General features: G+C 58.1%; 12 protein-coding genes and 2 rRNA genes. 4 read left to right on the top strand and 10 right to left on the bottom strand.

The annotated features are described in order from the left end of the window. Window positions 1-167 precede the first annotated feature (167 nt). The 7 genes from FHU41_RS00225 to FHU41_RS00195 all read right to left on the bottom strand — a co-directional run bounded on the left by FHU41_RS00225 (window position 168) and on the right by FHU41_RS00195 (window position 11,026). A 23S ribosomal RNA gene (locus FHU41_RS00225) occupies window positions 168-3,293 on the bottom strand. Between the two features lie 573 nt (window positions 3,294-3,866). Beyond that, window positions 3,867-5,403 (bottom strand): 16S ribosomal RNA (locus FHU41_RS00220). The 16S and 23S rRNA genes sit together here, the layout of an rRNA operon. A gap of 588 nt (window positions 5,404-5,991) precedes the next feature. Continuing rightward, window positions 5,992-7,293, bottom strand: coding sequence for a tyrosine--tRNA ligase (gene tyrS / locus FHU41_RS00215; RefSeq protein WP_179387683.1), 1,302 nt, complete (start codon window positions 7,291-7,293; stop codon window positions 5,992-5,994). Between the two features lie 55 nt (window positions 7,294-7,348). After that, window positions 7,349-9,619 (bottom strand): HelD family protein, encoded by a 2,271-nt coding sequence (locus FHU41_RS00210; RefSeq protein ID WP_179387682.1) that lies wholly within the window; start codon window positions 9,617-9,619, stop codon window positions 7,349-7,351. Between the two features lie 92 nt (window positions 9,620-9,711). Further along, window positions 9,712-10,248, bottom strand: coding sequence for an adenine phosphoribosyltransferase (locus tag FHU41_RS00205; protein WP_179387681.1), 537 nt, complete (start codon window positions 10,246-10,248; stop codon window positions 9,712-9,714). 2 nt (window positions 10,249-10,250) lie between these two features. Then, window positions 10,251-10,658, bottom strand: a complete 408-nt coding sequence (locus FHU41_RS00200) for a hypothetical protein (RefSeq protein ID WP_179387680.1) — start codon at window positions 10,656-10,658, stop codon at window positions 10,251-10,253. Beyond that, window positions 10,658-11,026, bottom strand: coding sequence for a hypothetical protein (locus tag FHU41_RS00195; protein ID WP_179387679.1), 369 nt, complete (start codon window positions 11,024-11,026; stop codon window positions 10,658-10,660). Before FHU41_RS00195 ends, FHU41_RS00200 begins: the two co-directional genes overlap by 1 nt. A gap of 177 nt (window positions 11,027-11,203) precedes the next feature. Between FHU41_RS00195 and FHU41_RS00190 the strand changes: the two genes are divergently transcribed. After that, window positions 11,204-11,449: a hypothetical protein gene (locus FHU41_RS00190; protein ID WP_179387678.1), complete on the top strand. Its 246-nt coding sequence runs from the start codon at window positions 11,204-11,206 to the stop codon at window positions 11,447-11,449. A 64-nt stretch (window positions 11,450-11,513) separates the two neighbouring features. Here the strand turns inward: FHU41_RS00190 and FHU41_RS00185 are convergent, their stop codons facing one another. Then, the gene (locus FHU41_RS00185) at window positions 11,514-12,206 is read right to left on the bottom strand and encodes a DNA-3-methyladenine glycosylase (protein WP_179387677.1); all 693 of its coding nucleotides are present in this window, start codon (window positions 12,204-12,206) and stop codon (window positions 11,514-11,516) included. Then, entirely contained in the window at window positions 12,203-12,877 is a 675-nt protein-coding gene (locus FHU41_RS00180; protein WP_179387676.1) for an SDR family oxidoreductase, read from the bottom strand. Before FHU41_RS00180 ends, FHU41_RS00185 begins: the two co-directional genes overlap by 4 nt. 270 nt (window positions 12,878-13,147) lie before the next feature. Between FHU41_RS00180 and FHU41_RS00175 the strand changes: the two genes are divergently transcribed. Genes FHU41_RS00175 through FHU41_RS00165 form a run of 3 tightly spaced genes read left to right on the top strand, consistent with a single transcriptional unit; the run spans window position 13,148 to window position 15,737 of the window. Continuing rightward, window positions 13,148-14,707 (top strand): AlkA N-terminal domain-containing protein, encoded by a 1,560-nt coding sequence (locus FHU41_RS00175; protein ID WP_179387675.1) that lies wholly within the window; start codon window positions 13,148-13,150, stop codon window positions 14,705-14,707. Beyond that, the gene (locus FHU41_RS00170; protein WP_179387674.1) at window positions 14,704-15,261 is read left to right on the top strand and encodes a methylated-DNA--[protein]-cysteine S-methyltransferase; all 558 of its coding nucleotides are present in this window, start codon (window positions 14,704-14,706) and stop codon (window positions 15,259-15,261) included. The genes FHU41_RS00175 and FHU41_RS00170 overlap by 4 nt, the downstream gene beginning before the upstream one ends. A 14-nt stretch (window positions 15,262-15,275) precedes the next feature. Further along, the gene (locus FHU41_RS00165) at window positions 15,276-15,737 is read left to right on the top strand and encodes a DUF4442 domain-containing protein (protein ID WP_179387673.1); all 462 of its coding nucleotides are present in this window, start codon (window positions 15,276-15,278) and stop codon (window positions 15,735-15,737) included. A 15-nt stretch (window positions 15,738-15,752) separates the two neighbouring features. Here the strand turns inward: FHU41_RS00165 and FHU41_RS00160 are convergent, their stop codons facing one another. Further along, entirely contained in the window at window positions 15,753-16,508 is a 756-nt protein-coding gene (locus FHU41_RS00160; RefSeq protein ID WP_246279387.1) for a maleylpyruvate isomerase family mycothiol-dependent enzyme, read from the bottom strand. Window positions 16,509-16,601: the final 93 nt, after the last annotated feature.

Here is a 16,601-nt window from a genome sequence, read left to right as displayed (position 1 = left end):
GCTTAGTATCGTGTTATGTAGTTATACGGTTGTTTCCCTTGAACGAACTAACCCTTTGGTGGGTTTGTTGTTTGGGGACCGTAGAGTGGACGCGTGCAAGCAGGTTTTCTTCTCATGCATGGTGTGAATATTCTTTTGAAGGATTATATTCACGCATAAAGAAAGTGTGTTGTAGGTTATCGGCCTATTAGTACCGGTCAGCTTCACGAGTCGTTAGTCCTCGCTTCCACATCCGGCCTATCAACCCAGTGGTCTAGCTGGGGGCCTCTCACACATAAAGTGTATGGAAATCTCATCTCGAAGTGGGCTTCCCGCTTAGATGCTTTCAGCGGTTATCCCTTCCGAACGTAGCTAACCAGCCATGCACCTGGCGGTACAACTGGCATACCAGAGGTTCGTCCGTCCCGGTCCTCTCGTACTAAGGACAGCTCTTCTCAAATTTCCTGCGCGCGCAGCGGATAGGGACCGAACTGTCTCACGACGTTCTAAACCCAGCTCGCGTACCGCTTTAATGGGCGAACAGCCCAACCCTTGGGACCTACTCCAGCCCCAGGATGCGACGAGCCGACATCGAGGTGCCAAACCATGCCGTCGATATGGACTCTTGGGCAAGATCAGCCTGTTATCCCCGAGGTACCTTTTATCCGTTGAGCGACGGCCATTCCACAATGTGCCGCCGGATCACTAGTCCCGACTTTCGTCCCTGCTCGAGATGTCTCTCTCACAGTCAAGCTCCCTTGTGCACTTACACTCGAAACCTGATTGCCAACCAGGCTGAGGGAACCTTTGGGCGCCTCCGTTACTTTTTAGGAGGCAACCGCCCCAGTTAAACTACCCATCAGGCACTGTCCCTGACCCGGATTACGGGCCGAAGTTAGGAATCCCAAGTGATCAGAGTGGTATTTCAACGATGACTCCACCATAACTGGCGTCATGGCTTCAAAGTCTCCCACCTATCCTACACAAACCACTTAGAACACCAATACCAAACTATAGTAAAGGTCTCGGGGTCTTTCCGTCCTGCTGCGCGTAACGAGCATCTTTACTCGTACTGCAATTTCGCCGAGTTTATGGTTGAGACAGCGGGGAAGTCGTTACTCCATTCGTGCAGGTCGGAACTTACCCGACAAGGAATTTCGCTACCTTAGGATGGTTATAGTTACCACCGCCGTTTACTGGGGCTTAAATTCTCAGCTTCGCAATAAATTGCTAACCGGTCCTCTTAACCTTCCAGCACCGGGCAGGAGTCAGTCCGTATACATCGTCTTGCGACTTCGCACGGACCTGTGTTTTTAGTAAACAGTCGCTTCCCCCTGGTCTCTGCGGCCCTTGCCCGCTCCGAGAAGTAAATTCTCATCACAGTCCGGGCCCCCCTTCTCCCGAAGTTACGGGGGCATTTTGCCGAGTTCCTTAACCATAATTCTCTCGATCGCCTTAGTATTCTCTACCTGATCACCTGTGTCGGTTTGGGGTACGGGCGGCTAAAACCTCACGTCGATGCTTTTCTTGGCAGCATAGGATCACCGAATTCCCCCCTACGGGGGTCCCATCACGTCTCAGCCTTCATGTTTCCCGGATTTGCCTAGGAAACGGCCTACCTGCTTAGACCGGGACAACCATCGCCCGGCTCGGCTACCTTCCTGCGTCACACCTGTTAATACGCTAACCGCACCAGATCAAAGAACAACACGCTCCCCCGAAACCAAACACCCCGAAGGGTGTAACAGGCCCGGGCTCGGGCATCGAACATCACTGGATTAGCTTGGGCGGTTTTTCGCCGGTACGGGAATATCAACCCGTTGTCCATCGACTACGCCTGTCGGCCTCGCCTTAGGTCCCGACTTACCCAGGGCAGATTAGCTTGACCCTGGAACCCTTGATCATTCGGCGGACGGGTTTCTCACCCGTCATTCGCTACTCATGCCTGCATTCTCACTCGTGTAGGCTCCACCGCTGGTTTACACCGCGACTTCACTGCCCACACGACGCTCCCCTACCACTCCAGACGACTGAACCACGAAGGCTTGTCACTATCTGAAATCCACAACTTCGGCGGTGTACTTGAGCCCCGCTACATTGTCGGCGCGGAATCACTTGACCAGTGAGCTATTACGCACTCTTTCAAGGGTGGCTGCTTCTAAGCCAACCTCCTGGTTGTCTAAGCAATCCCACATCCTTTCCCACTTAGCACACGCTTAGGGGCCTTAGTTGGTGGTCTGGGCTGTTTCCCTCTCGACTATGAAGCTTATCCCCCACAGTCTCACTGCTACGCTCTCACTTACCGGCATTCGGAGTTTGGCTGACGTCAGTAACCTTGTAGGGCCCATTAGCCATCCAGTAGCTCTACCTCCAGTAAGAAACACGTAACGCTGCACCTAAATGCATTTCGGGGAGAACCAGCTATCACGGAGTTTGATTGGCCTTTCACCCCTACCCACAGCTCATCCCCTCCATTTTCAACTGAAGTGGGTTCGGTCCTCCACGACGTCTTACCGTCGCTTCAACCTGGCCATGGGTAGATCACTCCGCTTCGGGTCTAGACCCAGCGACTCATACGCCCTATTCAGACTCGCTTTCGCTACGGCTGCCCCACACGGGTTAACCTCGCCACTGAGCACTAACTCGCAGGCTCATTCTTCAAAAGGCACGCCATCACTAGAACAAGCTAGCTCTGACGGTTTGTAAGCACATGGTTTCAGGTACTATTTCACTCCCCTCCCGGGGTACTTTTCACCTTTCCCTCACGGTACTAGTCCGCTATCGGTCATTAGGAAGTATTTAGGCTTATCAGGTGGTCCTGACAGATTCACACGGGATTTCTCGGGCCCCGTGTTACTTGGGAAACACATATAGAGCGGCACAAAATATTTCAGTTACGGGGCTCCCACCCTCTATGGCCGGCCATTCAAAACCGTTCACCTATACTCGTGCACTCACCCCCCTAGTCCGGTAGAACCAGGACAATGCGTCCCACAACCCCGTACCTGCAACCCCTACCGGGTATCACACAGACACGGTTTAGCCTGATCCGCGTTCGCTCGCCACTACTGACGGAATCACTATTGTTTTCTCTTCCTGTGGGTACTGAGATGTTTCACTTCCCCACGTTCCCTCCACACAGCCTATGTGTTCAGCTGCGGGTCACTACCCATAACAGGCAGCGGGGTTTCCCCATTCGGACATCCTCGGATCAAAGTTCGGTTATCAACTCCCCGAGGCTTATCGCAGATTCCTACGTCCTTCTTCGGCTCCTAATGCCAAGGCATCCACCATGCGCCCTTAAAAACTTACAACAACAAAAACCAGAAGACACACCCAAACACTCCAACAACCAACCAACCCTCAAAAGGGAAAGCCAGCCATCATCAACGTGCGGCGAAGGGCATGCTTCTATAAGATGCTCGCGTCCACTATACAGTTCTCAAACAACAACCCCACCCCTCACAACACACCAACAACAACCCCCTAAAGAGTCATCACCAGCGATCAGTGAAAGAGAGGAAACCAAAACAACAAACCCCCCAAACCCACACCCCCTCCCCCTAAAGGAAAAGGACACAAATCCGAAGGTCCTGTTGCTTCAGAACCCCAATAGTGTGTTTCATCCAACCCCATCCAGCAACCACCAAGCCCCTTTTCCACACCCACCAAACCCTCACCCGAAAGCAAGAACCCGATCAGTAGTACTAAGAAACCCAGCCATCACCACAACGACAAGATTCACTTCAATTGTTTACACAAAAACGTGTTGTTGATATTCCACCCATGAGCACCCACCAGAACACGAACGGTCCTGCTATGGGCTAACTCCTCACACCCACACCACAAAACATGCGTTCTGCAGCTAGATGTTCGGTGCTCCTTAGAAAGGAGGTGATCCAGCCGCACCTTCCGGTACGGCTACCTTGTTACGACTTAGTCCCAATCGCCAATCCCACCTTCGACAGCTCCCTCCCACAAGGGGTTAGGCCACCGGCTTCGGGTGTTACCAACTTTCGTGACTTGACGGGCGGTGTGTACAAGGCCCGGGAACGTATTCACCGCAGCGTTGCTGATCTGCGATTACTAGCGACTCCAACTTCATGGGGTCGAGTTGCAGACCCCAATCCGAACTGAGACCGGCTTTTTGGGATTAGCTCCACCTCACAGTATCGCAACCCTTTGTACCGGCCATTGTAGCATGCGTGAAGCCCAAGACATAAGGGGCATGATGATTTGACGTCATCCCCACCTTCCTCCGAGTTGACCCCGGCAGTCTCCTATGAGTCCCCACCATTACGTGCTGGCAACATAGAACGAGGGTTGCGCTCGTTGCGGGACTTAACCCAACATCTCACGACACGAGCTGACGACAACCATGCACCACCTGTCAACCAGCCACAAGTGGGGGACCTATCTCTAGGTCTTACTAGTTGATGTCAAGCCTTGGTAAGGTTCTTCGCGTTGCATCGAATTAATCCGCATGCTCCGCCGCTTGTGCGGGCCCCCGTCAATTCCTTTGAGTTTTAGCCTTGCGGCCGTACTCCCCAGGCGGGGCACTTAATGCGTTAGCTACGGCGCGGAGAACGTGGAATGTCCCCCACACCTAGTGCCCAACGTTTACGGCATGGACTACCAGGGTATCTAATCCTGTTCGCTCCCCATGCTTTCGCTCCTCAGCGTCAGTTAATGCCCAGAGACCTGCCTTCGCCATCGGTGTTCCTCCTGATATCTGCGCATTCCACCGCTACACCAGGAATTCCAGTCTCCCCTACATCACTCTAGTCTGCCCGTACCCACCGCAGATCCGGAGTTGAGCCCCGGACTTTCACGACAGACGCGACAAACCGCCTACGAGCTCTTTACGCCCAATAATTCCGGATAACGCTTGCACCCTACGTATTACCGCGGCTGCTGGCACGTAGTTAGCCGGTGCTTCTTCTGCAAGTACCCTCAACCACCCAAAAAGATGGCCTTGTTCCCTACTGAAAGAGGTTTACAACCCGAAGGCCGTCATCCCTCACGCGGCGTCGCTGCATCAGGCTTTCGCCCATTGTGCAATATTCCCCACTGCTGCCTCCCGTAGGAGTCTGGGCCGTGTCTCAGTCCCAGTGTGGCCGGTCACCCTCTCAGGCCGGCTACCCGTCGTCGCCTCGGTAGGCCATTACCCCACCGACTAGCTGATAGGCCGCGAGTCCATCCAAAACCAAAAAATCTTTCCACCACCAGAAGATGCCTTCGATGGTCGTATCCGGTATTAGACCCAGTTTCCCAGGCTTATCCCGAAGTTAAGGGCAGGTTACTCACGTGTTACTCACCCGTTCGCCACTAATCCCCCCAGCAAGCTGGAGATCATCGTTCGACTTGCATGTGTTAAGCACGCCGCCAGCGTTCATCCTGAGCCAGGATCAAACTCTCCGTAAAATTCATTACAAAAAATGATTCCCAGCATCAACCCACCAACACCACACAGGGGCGCAGCATCAGCAGGCAAATACCAAAAACAAAAAACATTGGTATCAACAAAAAACAAAACACACTATTGAGTTCTCAAACAACAGGCGCATCCAAGTAATTCTCTAAATACATTTGAAAGTAATTTAATTACTTTCTTTTCTTTAGTTTTCCTTGCTGCGTTGTTACTAGCTTATTTCATTCATTTCTTTCTTGTCAAATCCGCGTTTTTCGCGAATTCATAAGAAATTCATGAATGATCCCACAGAAAATTGAAGCTTTTCTGCTTTTGGCCGTAATGGCACACACAGAATCGCAACTCTAATTAGTAGGGGTTTGGCCCCCGCTCCGACACTTTACCCGGCCATGTTCCAGACCGTCGTAATCGTGCCCCTCAGCGGGCGACTCAGAAAACATTACACGGCACTTCGCGCTCGTGCAAATCGCCCCGCTTAGCCCTTGATTCCCCCGCAAAAACCAGACCGCGGCCGCCCACAACTCATGGTGGACGGCCGCGGTCTGGGCCTAAACTTCAGGGCAATCAGCCTGTGAGAGCGATCAGCTCGTGGCTACCTCAACCATGGCCATGGTGCGCTTTCCACGGCGCAACAACAGGTAACGCCCATGCAATAGCTCGGTGGCGTCAATCACACTTTCAAGGTCCTGCACTTTTCTGTTGTTCACGTAGGCGCCGCCTTCCGTTACGGTGCGACGCGCAGCGGAGTTGCTTTCCGAAAGACCTGCGGCAACCAAGAGCTCTACAATGCCAAGCGCCGCTACATCCACGGTCGCGTGTGGCAATTCGGCAGTTGCGGCTCCCAGCGTTGCCTCATCGAGTTCGGCTAGTTCCCCGTTCCCAAAAATCGCAGCGGAGGCCGCGATTACTTTCTCGGTTGCTTCTACGCCATGCACCAACGAATTCACTTCCCAAGCCAGCGCCTTCTGGGCCGCCCGCTCATGGGGCCGCTCCGCCGTCGCACGCTCCAGTTCCTCAATTTCCTCCCGGGATCTGAAGGTGAAGATCCTGAGCCGTTCCGCAACATCGGCATCGGCAGTATTGAGCCAGAACTGGTAGAACTCGTAAGGACTGGTCATTGCAGGGTTGAGCCAGATGGCATTCCCCTCGCTCTTGCCAAATTTGGTGCCGTCCGAGTTAGTGATCAGCGGAGTGCCGATGGCGTGCACCGATCCCCCTTCAGCCTTACGAATCAATTCGGTGCCACTGGTGAGATTGCCCCATTGATCGGAGCCGCCGGACTGCAGGGTGCAGCCGTATTGCCGGTAAAGCTCAAGGAAATCCAGGCCCTGCAGAATCTGGTAGCTGAATTCGGCGTAGGAAATACCCTCGTCCGAATTTAACCGAGAAGCCACAATGTCCTTTTTGATCATGGTGCCCACCCGGTAGTGCTTACCAATATCGCGCAGGAAATCGATAGCGCTTAGCGGCGCGGTCCAATCCAGATTATTGACCATCCGTGCAGCGTTCTCTCCCTCAAAGGAAAGGAAGGGCTGCACCTGGGCTTGAATATCCGCCACCCACTCGGCAACTTGTTGCTTGGTCTGCATCGAACGTTCGGTGGTGGGCCGCGGGTCACCGATCAGGCCGGTGGAACCGCCAACCAGGGCCAGCGGCTTATGCCCTGCCAATTGCAGGCGCCGCATTAAGAGCAGCTGCACCAGATGTCCCAAGTGAAGACTTGCCGCAGTGGGATCGAAGCCGCAGTAATAGGTCACCGTCTCGGTGCTCAACGCCTTTTCCAGCTCCGCAGCATCGGTGGAGACCTGGACTAGGCCACGCCAGATCAGCTCTTGCCAGATCGTGGCGAAAGTTTCGTCATTCTTTTGAGTCAAAAAATCCATTGCATCAGGCACAGCACAACGGTAGCAGTTTCAGAGCTCCGAACCGGTCCTCAGCTCAAGCTTCGATACCTTCAGGAAGCTCCGTGCTACTGATCAGCCGCAACCGTTGAGTCGGCCTGGTCATCGAGACATAGAGATCCCCCACTCGGCCCGAACCGAGCAACTCCGTGGGTTCAACGATCACCACGCCATCGAATTCGAGGCCTTTGGCGTCCCTGGGGTCCAGCACCACAATGTCCTGCTCCAGTGAACCCGCGCCATGGCCCACCCGGCGACCATACATCTTGCGCAGCGCACTGCTTAGCTCCCCGAGTCGGTGAGGAGCGGCAATCACAGCCAACAAACCGCCGTCGAGCGCCGCCAATTCCTCGGGTATCGCCTTCACTAAGGCGGTTTGCGGCTGCACTCCCCCGATCCGATCGATAATCGGCGCCCAGCGACCATCGCGGACCGCTTTGGGTGCCGAAACAACCTGACCGGCTGCATTAGCCATCCGTACCGCGGCCTCGGCGATCTGCGCCGGGGTGCGATAGTTCACGGTGAGCTCTTCCAGCTGCCAACGGTCGCCAAAATGTGGAGCGAGTGCTTGCTGCCAGGAACTCGCGCCGGCTGCCGCCGAAGTCTGTGCAATATCACCCACGATGGTGAAGGATTTGAGCGGACAGCGACGCAGTAACAGTCGCCACTGCATGGCCGAGAGCTCCTGCGCCTCATCCACCACGACGTGCCCAAAGGCCCAGCTGCGATCCAGGAGGGCGCGCTCCGCGGTAGTGGCGTAGTCATCCTGCACGGCATTGTGATCGGCCAGGTCATCGGCGCTAAGCACACCATCCACGCCGGAATCCGCGAGCGACTGATGCATGTTTTCCAAAGCCCGCTCGGCATTGGCAAGGTCACGACGGCGGTCAGCTTCTCGGGCTGCCCCGTCCCGCCCCCCGCTAGCATCCAGGTCGCCGAGCAACTCCGCCGCCTCGTCCAGTAAAGGTACATCGGCTTCGGTCCACGGCGACTCCGGGTCACGAGCTAGCAGCGCGCGTTCTGCCTCGCGTAGTCCAGGGGCGGCGGCCTCCAGCAGCGCGGGCTTAGCGAACAGTTCCCGGACGAGCTTCTCCGGGGTCATCGGCATCCAGGCTAGGTTGAGTGCCACCCGAACGTCCCGAGAGGAACGAACGTCCTCGGCCAGGTAGCTGCGATCAGCGGTGTTGCCGAGCGAGCCCGATTCGACCTGTTCGGTGAGCTGTTCGGTCAGTTCGCGGAGCAGGATCTTCACGAAGGTCAAACGCGCCTCGTTATGTGGTTTCCCGGTGGCCCGAGCCTTATCCCGGGCCCGCCGGACCTGCTTCGGGCTCAAGGTCAGCTTCTGGCCCTCAATATCCAGCACCCGATCTTGGGCTGGTACCCGTTGCCGGTTAGCCACGGCCCTGCCGATCACCTCGGCCATTGACAAACGGCCCTTAAGCTCGGCGACCCGGGGATCCTGCTCCGGAATCGCATTGATCCCCGGCATCAAACGGCCCACGCTCGCCATTACGACGCCGGTCTCCCCCAAAGAGGGCAACACGCGTTCAATATAGGTCATAAAGGAGGAAGAGGGACCCACCAGCAAAACCCCGGCCGAACGCAAGCGATCCCGATGGGTGTAGAGCAAATAGGCGGCGCGATGCAGCGCAACGGCGGTTTTCCCGGTGCCTGGCCCGCCCTGCACCACCAAGGCTCCAGCCAGCGGGGAGCGAATAATCCGGTCCTGCTCCGCCTGGATGGTGCCGACGATATCGCTCATCCGCCCGGTGCGCTTCGAGTTCAACGCGGCCAGCAAGGCACCCTCACCTTGAAGAGCCTCGCCTTCGGTGAGCATGCTGGGGTCCAGTACATCGTCCTCGATGGCCTTCACCTCGCGACGCTGCAAAATCAGATGCCGACGGCGTCGCACCCCTTGGCGTTCAAAAGCGGTAGCTTGATAAAAGGTGCCTGCCTCGGGAGCCCGCCAGTCAACCATGAGCTGGCGAAGGTCATCCGTGGATAAGCCGATCCTGCCGATATAGCGCTGCTCGCCGTCGTCCAGATCCAGCCGGCCGAAAGCAAGTCGATCGTCCACGGCATTGAGCTGGGCCAGCCGGTCCTCATAAAGGGTGGCAAAGGCGTCTCGCTCCGAGCGGTTCTGATGGGATCCGGCTGAGGCGGTGCGCCGGACCTCGGCGAGCTGGCGAACCTTGTCCTCGCGCAGTTCATCTAACCGGGCATAAAGTCCGGCGACATATTCGCGCTCGTGCTCGAGCTCTTCGTGGCTTGTTCCTGGGTGGTGATGTGTTGATTCGGCCTCAAGCATTGGGCCATCCTTTCAGCCAGCAGACCGTCCATTCTACCTCTTCAAAGACACGCCACCGTGCGATATGACCCTCATTCAGCCTTTGTTCAGCCTCAGTTCAACCTGAGCAGAGAGCGCACTCGATGTCCGGGCAAGGCAGAACGACCGTGCAATTCACTCAACTCCAAGACGACTCCATAGCCGACGATGTGTACCTGGGCCTGAGCGAATAGCCTAGAGGCCGCAGCCAGCGTGCCGCCGGTGGCCAACACATCATCCAGGACGAGCACCCGGGAACCAGCCTGCAGATCATCCTGGTGAAGTTCGAGCGCAGACTCGCCGTATTCCAACTCGTATTTCTCGGTGAAAACTGGGCGCGGCAATTTACCCGCTTTACGAACTGTGACGACCCCGGTTCCGGTGGCATAAGCCGCAGCGGCCGCGAGCAGGAAGCCTCTGGCCTCGATTCCGGCGACCGCATCGAACTGGCCGGCAAAGGGTTCCACCAGGGCATTCACGATGGCTCTCAGTGCCGGGCCGTCCGCGAAAACAGGAGTTAGATCGCGGAACACAATTCCTGGTTTGGGGTAGTCGGGCACGGTGGCGCACAGCCTGAGGATGAGCTCCTCGATGGATTCGCGATCACTCACCGTTACCCCAGCCAATAGCGCAGATAGCCGTACAAAGCGAAGAGCGCACCGAGTAGGCCGAAGATCGAGATCGTAAAAGCTGCAGAGGCTAGAGCTGAGCCAGATCTCCCGGCTGTCGGGTGAGCGGTCATCGGCCGGATCGCCAGGATTATCGAGGCGGCAAAGAATAAGAACTGAAGCACTGAGAACACGATGCTCAATGCCGACAGTCCCATCACCAAGTGGCGAATCAGCAGATTGCTCAGGATTTGTGCGAGCAACTCCAGCAGTATCCCGAGGGCGCCGAGCACTAAAGCTATGACGGCCGGGCGTTGCAACGATGTGTCCTGAGCGGGTTGTGCGTCTTGAGCGGGTTGAGCGGGTTGCGCGGGAACGGGCTGGTAGAAATTCTGGTTGGGATCCTGCGTCATTAGTTCGCCCCCGCCACAAAGAACAGCTGAATGAGCAGGTTCACCAGATATCCCAGCAGGAGCGCCGTGCCCAGGCCAAGCCCGGCAGCCCCGGCGCGTTTGGCATATCCTCGACGTACCAGAGCGACCGCACCGAGCACGATGGCGATAGCCGCTAGCACCGCCTCGAAGCCCGAGGCGAGGTTAAAGAACAGCGTTACCGAACTGAGGCTAAGATGCCAGCTATACACCAGGCTGGGAAGAAAATAACTGACCAGCCCAACCGCCAGTTTAAGGACTGCGGCAAAAGCGGCAACTACCAGGGACAGCGCCCCCAGTACATTCCTTTGTCCCGCTCTTGGCGGTGCTGGTGGGAGCGGATATGGCATTGCGCTCAATTCTCCGACCTTTCATTAGCGCTTCAACTGGAGCTTCCGCTGAGGCTTTCCAGAACAGCGTAGCAAAACCCCTGTCTGGTCAGATGTCGAACCCTACGCTACGGTAATGACGAGCCGGAATGCACGGTGATCCGGTGCTACATAAGTGGAATTATTAGGGGAATACTCATGAAATCTTTGAAAAAGGCTGCTTCTCTGGGCGCTGGGATAACCTTGCTAGGGTTAGCCATGTTCGCCACCACCCCAGCACAGGCGGCCGTTGTCTGTGGCTCCGAGCCGCTTTCCAGCGGAGTAACTATGAGCGCCGAAGCCACTCCAATGTGTGGGGCTACCAGCCCGATGCCCACCTACTGGGTCTGCCCTCCGCGCGATCCTTCGGTAAAGGTCTGGGTCAGCACCCCCTGGTGCCCCTAACCCCTTGAACCATGTTGTCGGAAGCCGTCTGATCAAATTGTTCAGACGGCTCTGACTACGGGGTTTAGTGCGGTACGTCTGTCCTTTTGCTCCGGGTCGCCTTAGCCCGAGGCACCGCCGCTTTATATCGGGAAACCGTTGGGTCAGCGTCGATCCAAAATCGCCAAGGATAGCTCTCCGTACCGCCTGGGCCGGAGACCCCCACTCGGGGACCACTGGCAATCAATGCCGTGCCCAGGGCTGGAGCCAAGCTCAGCTGAACGGCCCCTCCATTCAATAGGTCCTGCCCATTGGCGCTTCGGTCCCAGCCCAGCACGCTGGCAAGTTTCGCCGGCCCATTAGCTAACTCATGATCCTTAGCAGCCTTGATCGGAGCCACATTTTTTCGTGCCGCCGACCTCCGATTTCGAGCCAGCTCCAGGCCTTCCACAACCTCCCCCGCGCGTAGCAATACTGCGGAAGATGTGCCCTCGGGCGAACACACCACATTGCCGCAGAAGTGCATGCCATAGGTGAAATAAACGTAGAGATGCCCTGGTGGCCCGAACATGACCTCATTGCGTGGTGTCCGGCCGCGGTAAGAATGCGATCCCGGATCGGGAGCAGCCGAGGTTTCCGGTCCCAGATAAGCCTCGACCTCGGTCAGGCGCACGGTGACCCGGCCGCCGTCGTACTCACTGCTCACGGTGGCGCCCAAAAGCAAGGGTGCGATGGTGAGCGCATCCTGACTCAGGAGCTCAAATAGTTCAGCGCTCATTGACCGTCGAACGCTGCAACCGCCTCGCTCACCGGGGTATCGCCGGCGATAAGTTCCAACACGCGTCCGGAGGCAGCTCCGGTTTGCAATAGTTCGGCGACGACGGCGGCAACATCCGCTCGCGGCACGGAACCTCTGCCGGTGGTATCGGCGAGCAGCACTCGGCCACTCGGCGCTTCGTCGGTCAACCGCCCCGGACGCACAATGGTCCAGTCCAGAGCATCCCTGCTGCGCAGATCGTCTTCGGCGGCAAGCTTAGCGATCAAATAGGCATGGAATTCGGTGTCCATTCCCTCCGGATGAGCACCGCCACGTACAGATTCTGCGCCCATCGAGGAAATTTGCACGAACCGCGGAACTCCGGCGGCCACCGCCGCATCCGCGAGCAGAACAGAACCTGCCCGGTCCACTGCGTCCTTGCGGGCGATGCCGCTGTTCGGCCCGGCACCGGCGGCGAAAACCACAGCGTCGGCACCGCTGAGCGCGGTTGCCAGCTCTGCTGAATCGATCCGTTCCAAATCCAACAACACCGGCTCAATACCGCGTTCGTTCAGCTCGGAGCCTTGCTCAGCCTTGCGGATCAGGCCTTGCGGCTGATGACCCGCAGCGGCAAGCTGCTCTCCGAGGAAAAGCGCAATCTGGCCATGCCCTCCGGCAATCACAATCTTCATAGCCACCATCCTGCCACGTCCCAAACCCCACCCCAGCGAACCTCACGCCACCCCTCCCCCACACCCCCTCACCCCGACCAGTTGTCCCACTCGGTGTTACTGCTGTGGCGAAAGTTATCGATTTCATGCAACATCTGTCACTCCCGCCACAGTCGATGGGACAGATGGGTAGAGATTCGGGGGGGGGATTCTGCTGTTGGATTGGTCCGGGGACTGGTGATGTCCGATTTCCGCTAGTGCTAGGTCCAAAATGCTGCCACGATAGTTGCTATGGACTTCGAACAAAGCTATCGGGCGATCGATGCCAAGGACTCCCGCTTCGACGGGCAGTTCTACACTGCGGTCCGCTCTACCGGCATCTACTGCCGACCATCCTGCCCCGCCAGAACCCCGCTCCGGCAGAATGTCAGCTTCTACCCCACCAGCGCAGCCGCCCATGAAGCCGGCTATCGAGCCTGCAAACGATGCCTACCGGAAGCCGCGCCCGGCACCCCGGAGTGGAATCTACGCTCGGACGTCGCCGCCCGAGCCATGCGGTTGATCATCGACGGTGAGCTAAATGCCGATCGCGGCGGAGTCAATCAACTCGCCACCCAGCTGGGTTATTCTTCCCGCCAACTGGGGCGCATCCTGCGCGCGGAACTCGGTGCCGGACCGCTTGCCCTGGCTAGGGCGGCCAGGGCCCAGACAGCCCGGACTTTACTTACCTCCACCGGGATGAAGTTCTCCGAAATCGCGTTCGCCTCCGGCTTCGCTTCGATCCGGCAGTTCAATGAGACGGTGCAGCAAGTCTTTGACTTGAGTCCGAGCCAATTGCGGGCCGCCGCGCTCGATCGACATCCGGATCGGCACTCGGAAAGACACTCGGAAAGACAAGAACACGCCGAGCCAGGCACCGTGGAGGGCACCACCTTGGACCTCCGATTGCCGCTTCGCCCACCCTACGATCCCGGAATTTTCGCTTTCCTGGCAGCCAGGGCGGTGGATGGGGTAGAAATCGGTACCGCGAGCAGCTACGCTCGCAGCCTGGCGTTGCCGCATGGGACAGCCAGCGTACTGGTAACGCTGCCCGAGCTGGCCGAGGGGCTCACGACGGCGGAACGCGCCTGGGCCACCGACCATCTGAGATTGCGGGCAACAGTCCAGAACCTCAAAGATCTGCCAAGCCTGCTCGCCCGAGTCCGCCGAGTCTTCGACCTGGACGCCGATCCGGTGGCCATCGACACCCAGCTGGCCGAGTCCCCTGCACTGCGAGAACGCGTTGAACAACTGCCCGGAATCCGGCTACCTGGCGCCGTCGATGCCGCAGAAATGCTGCTCCGAGCCATGGTTGGACAGCAGATCACCGTGGTTGCCGCTCGGGGCCAATTGCACCGCTTGGCCACCCTGGGTGAGTCCTTTGTCGGCCCCGAGCCGCAATTGAACAGGCTCTTCCCCACACCTCGGCAACTGGCCGAAGGCGGTGCGGAACTGCTGCGTGGCCCTCAGCGGCGCACCGACTCGATCCTGAATGCGATGCGCGAGCTGGACCGAGGGCTACACCTCGGCCTGGATGACGATCCGGACTCGCTACGCGCCAAATTGCTGCCGCTACCCGGCATCGGCCCGTGGACGGTTAACTATCTGGCCATGCGCCTACTTGGTGCCACCGATATCCATCTGGACGGCGATGTCGCAGTCCGCAAGGGCCTCGAAACGGTAGGGCTGAGCGCCCAGGACACCGGGTCGATGAGCCCCTGGCGTTCCTATGCCACCGTGCACTTCTGGCGCAGCGCCGCCGAAACCACCCCTCAGCGCAAGAACTCCCCAGGAAAGAAACAGAGAAAATGAATAATCCGCAGTTAACCGAGGATTCAGTCGGCCGTATTTTCACGCTGAAAACCCCCGACGGCCCCTTCACGGTCATCACCCGGGCATCGGAGCCGGTGGTGCTGGCCTCCGGCTGGACGGATGAGCCCGCCGAGCTAACTCCGCAGATCCATAGCAGCCTAAGACCCGCCGAATTGCGGCAAAGCAGTGCGGAGTCGAATATCAAGGCCGCCGTGGATGCCTTCTACGCCGGAGAGCTGAACGCGATCGACGGCATAGAGGTTGCGCAGAAGTCCGGCCCGTTCCGCACTCATGCTTGGGAGGTGCTGCGTCGAGTTCCGGCCGGCCAGCCGGTCACTTATAGCGAGTACGCCGAGCGCGCCGGTAATCCGCGAGCCATCCGGGCCGCAGCAAGTGCCTGTGCCATGAATGCCGCCGCCCTTTTTGTGCCCTGTCATCGGATTGTCCGGCTCGACGGCGGCCTGGGCGGCTTCCGCTGGGGTCTACAGATCAAGGAGAGCTTACTGCGCCGCGAAGCCGAGAATGCCGGAATGTCACCGGAGCGAATAATTTAATCTAGGCTAAAAACATGAAACTGCTGGGGACCAAGGCTTCTACCGTGCGGCACGCGCTCAACCTCTGGCCGCCCTTCCTAGGGGCTGGAATTCGGGTGGAGGAAATCTCTGCGGATTTCCGCTACGCCAGGGTGTCCATGAAATCGCTGCCCTGGAACCGCAATGTGGTGGGCACCCACTTCGGCGGATCGCTTTTCGCCATGACCGACCCCTTCTGGATGCTCTTGATCATCCGGCATCTGGCCAGTGACCACGTGGTCTGGGACAAAGCGGCCGAAATCGACTTCCGCAGACCCGGCCGAGGCAAGGTGCGCGCTGAATTCCGGCTCAGTCAAGAACAGCTGGTCGAGCTACGCGCTAAGGCAGCGGACGGCGGCAAGGTACTGGAGTGGTTCAGCGCAGATGTAATAGATCAGCAGGGCGAAATCGTGGCCACCATGCGCAAACAGATCTACCTGCGCCGGAAACGGGCTTGAGCCTGCTTCCGGCTATTACTTCTGCGGTACCGGAACTCCGGAGGGCCAAGGTAGGAGTGCAGGAAGTTCGACGGCGTCTGCCGCAGCCCAGGCTTCAAGCTGACCGAGGGGCGCTCGTCCGGCCAGCCAGCTGGCAATATCGGTCAGTTGGCCGGTGATCACATAGCTTTTGCCGGAAGTGTTCCCATTGCTCAGGGTAACCGGCTGCTGGCCGAGAGGTTGCAGGACTAGACGAGTCTTTTCCGGAACCCTGGCTTCCAGGAATTCAAAAAGATGGCGGCAGAAGGCTGGGGACCAGGCTGCACTCGTGAAGCCGATCAGCAGGTCGGTATGGTGAATCACCAACTCACGCCAGAGCGCCTCCAGCGCATCGCTAACATTGCCTTCACGGTAGCTGACCCTGGCACCGAGATCGGCGTCGCTGAGCGCGTCGATGGCTGCGGCCAGGCTCCCGAAGGCTTCCTGCACGGCGGTCAATAATTCAGGTTGCTCAAGCGCGGCGAGTCTGGCGATATCCGCATTTCTACCGTCCATGCCGCCGTCGTAAAGCTCGATCAGTTCTCCCCTGGCCGCGTACTCCAGCTGCCTAGCCATTGCCGCGGAAATGCCGCGCAGGTGAGCGTAAACCTGGGCACGGGTCCATGCAGGCAAGGCCGAAGCTTCGCGGATCTCGTCGTCGCTGTGAGCTTCCAGCCACTGCCGCACTTGGCAGGCGGAGTCGTTCATTTCGCCGATGGCGAGCCGGAGCGGAGCCTCTTCGCTGAGTGTCATCCCCCCAGCCTATCGTCCGAGGGCCCCGAAACGAGCTCGCGAGTTTTGGGAGGACGATAGGCGCTATCCCCACTCCCTCCCACGTCTCGTCCC

This window comes from Psychromicrobium silvestre, assembly GCF_013408295.1.
Taxonomy (GTDB): domain Bacteria; phylum Actinomycetota; class Actinomycetes; order Actinomycetales; family Micrococcaceae; genus Renibacterium; species Renibacterium silvestre.
This window is presented reverse-complemented; position numbering and strand designations above follow the sequence as displayed.

Coding starts and splice junctions, on each gene's coding strand:
- tyrS (WP_179387683.1), bottom strand. CDS start 7,293: ATGGATTTTTTGACTCAAAAGAATGACGAAACTTTCGCCACGATCTGG.
- FHU41_RS00210 (WP_179387682.1), bottom strand. CDS start 9,619: ATGCTTGAGGCCGAATCAACACATCACCACCCAGGAACAAGCCACGAA.
- FHU41_RS00200 (WP_179387680.1), bottom strand. CDS start 10,658: ATGACGCAGGATCCCAACCAGAATTTCTACCAGCCCGTTCCCGCGCAA.
- FHU41_RS00195 (WP_179387679.1), bottom strand. CDS start 11,026: ATGCCATATCCGCTCCCACCAGCACCGCCAAGAGCGGGACAAAGGAAT.
- FHU41_RS00190 (WP_179387678.1), top strand. CDS start 11,204: ATGAAATCTTTGAAAAAGGCTGCTTCTCTGGGCGCTGGGATAACCTTG.
- FHU41_RS00185 (WP_179387677.1), bottom strand. CDS start 12,206: ATGAGCGCTGAACTATTTGAGCTCCTGAGTCAGGATGCGCTCACCATC.
- FHU41_RS00180 (WP_179387676.1), bottom strand. CDS start 12,877: ATGAAGATTGTGATTGCCGGAGGGCATGGCCAGATTGCGCTTTTCCTC.
- FHU41_RS00175 (WP_179387675.1), top strand. CDS start 13,148: ATGGACTTCGAACAAAGCTATCGGGCGATCGATGCCAAGGACTCCCGC.
- FHU41_RS00170 (WP_179387674.1), top strand. CDS start 14,704: ATGAATAATCCGCAGTTAACCGAGGATTCAGTCGGCCGTATTTTCACG.
- FHU41_RS00165 (WP_179387673.1), top strand. CDS start 15,276: ATGAAACTGCTGGGGACCAAGGCTTCTACCGTGCGGCACGCGCTCAAC.
- FHU41_RS00160 (WP_246279387.1), bottom strand. CDS start 16,508: ATGACACTCAGCGAAGAGGCTCCGCTCCGGCTCGCCATCGGCGAAATG.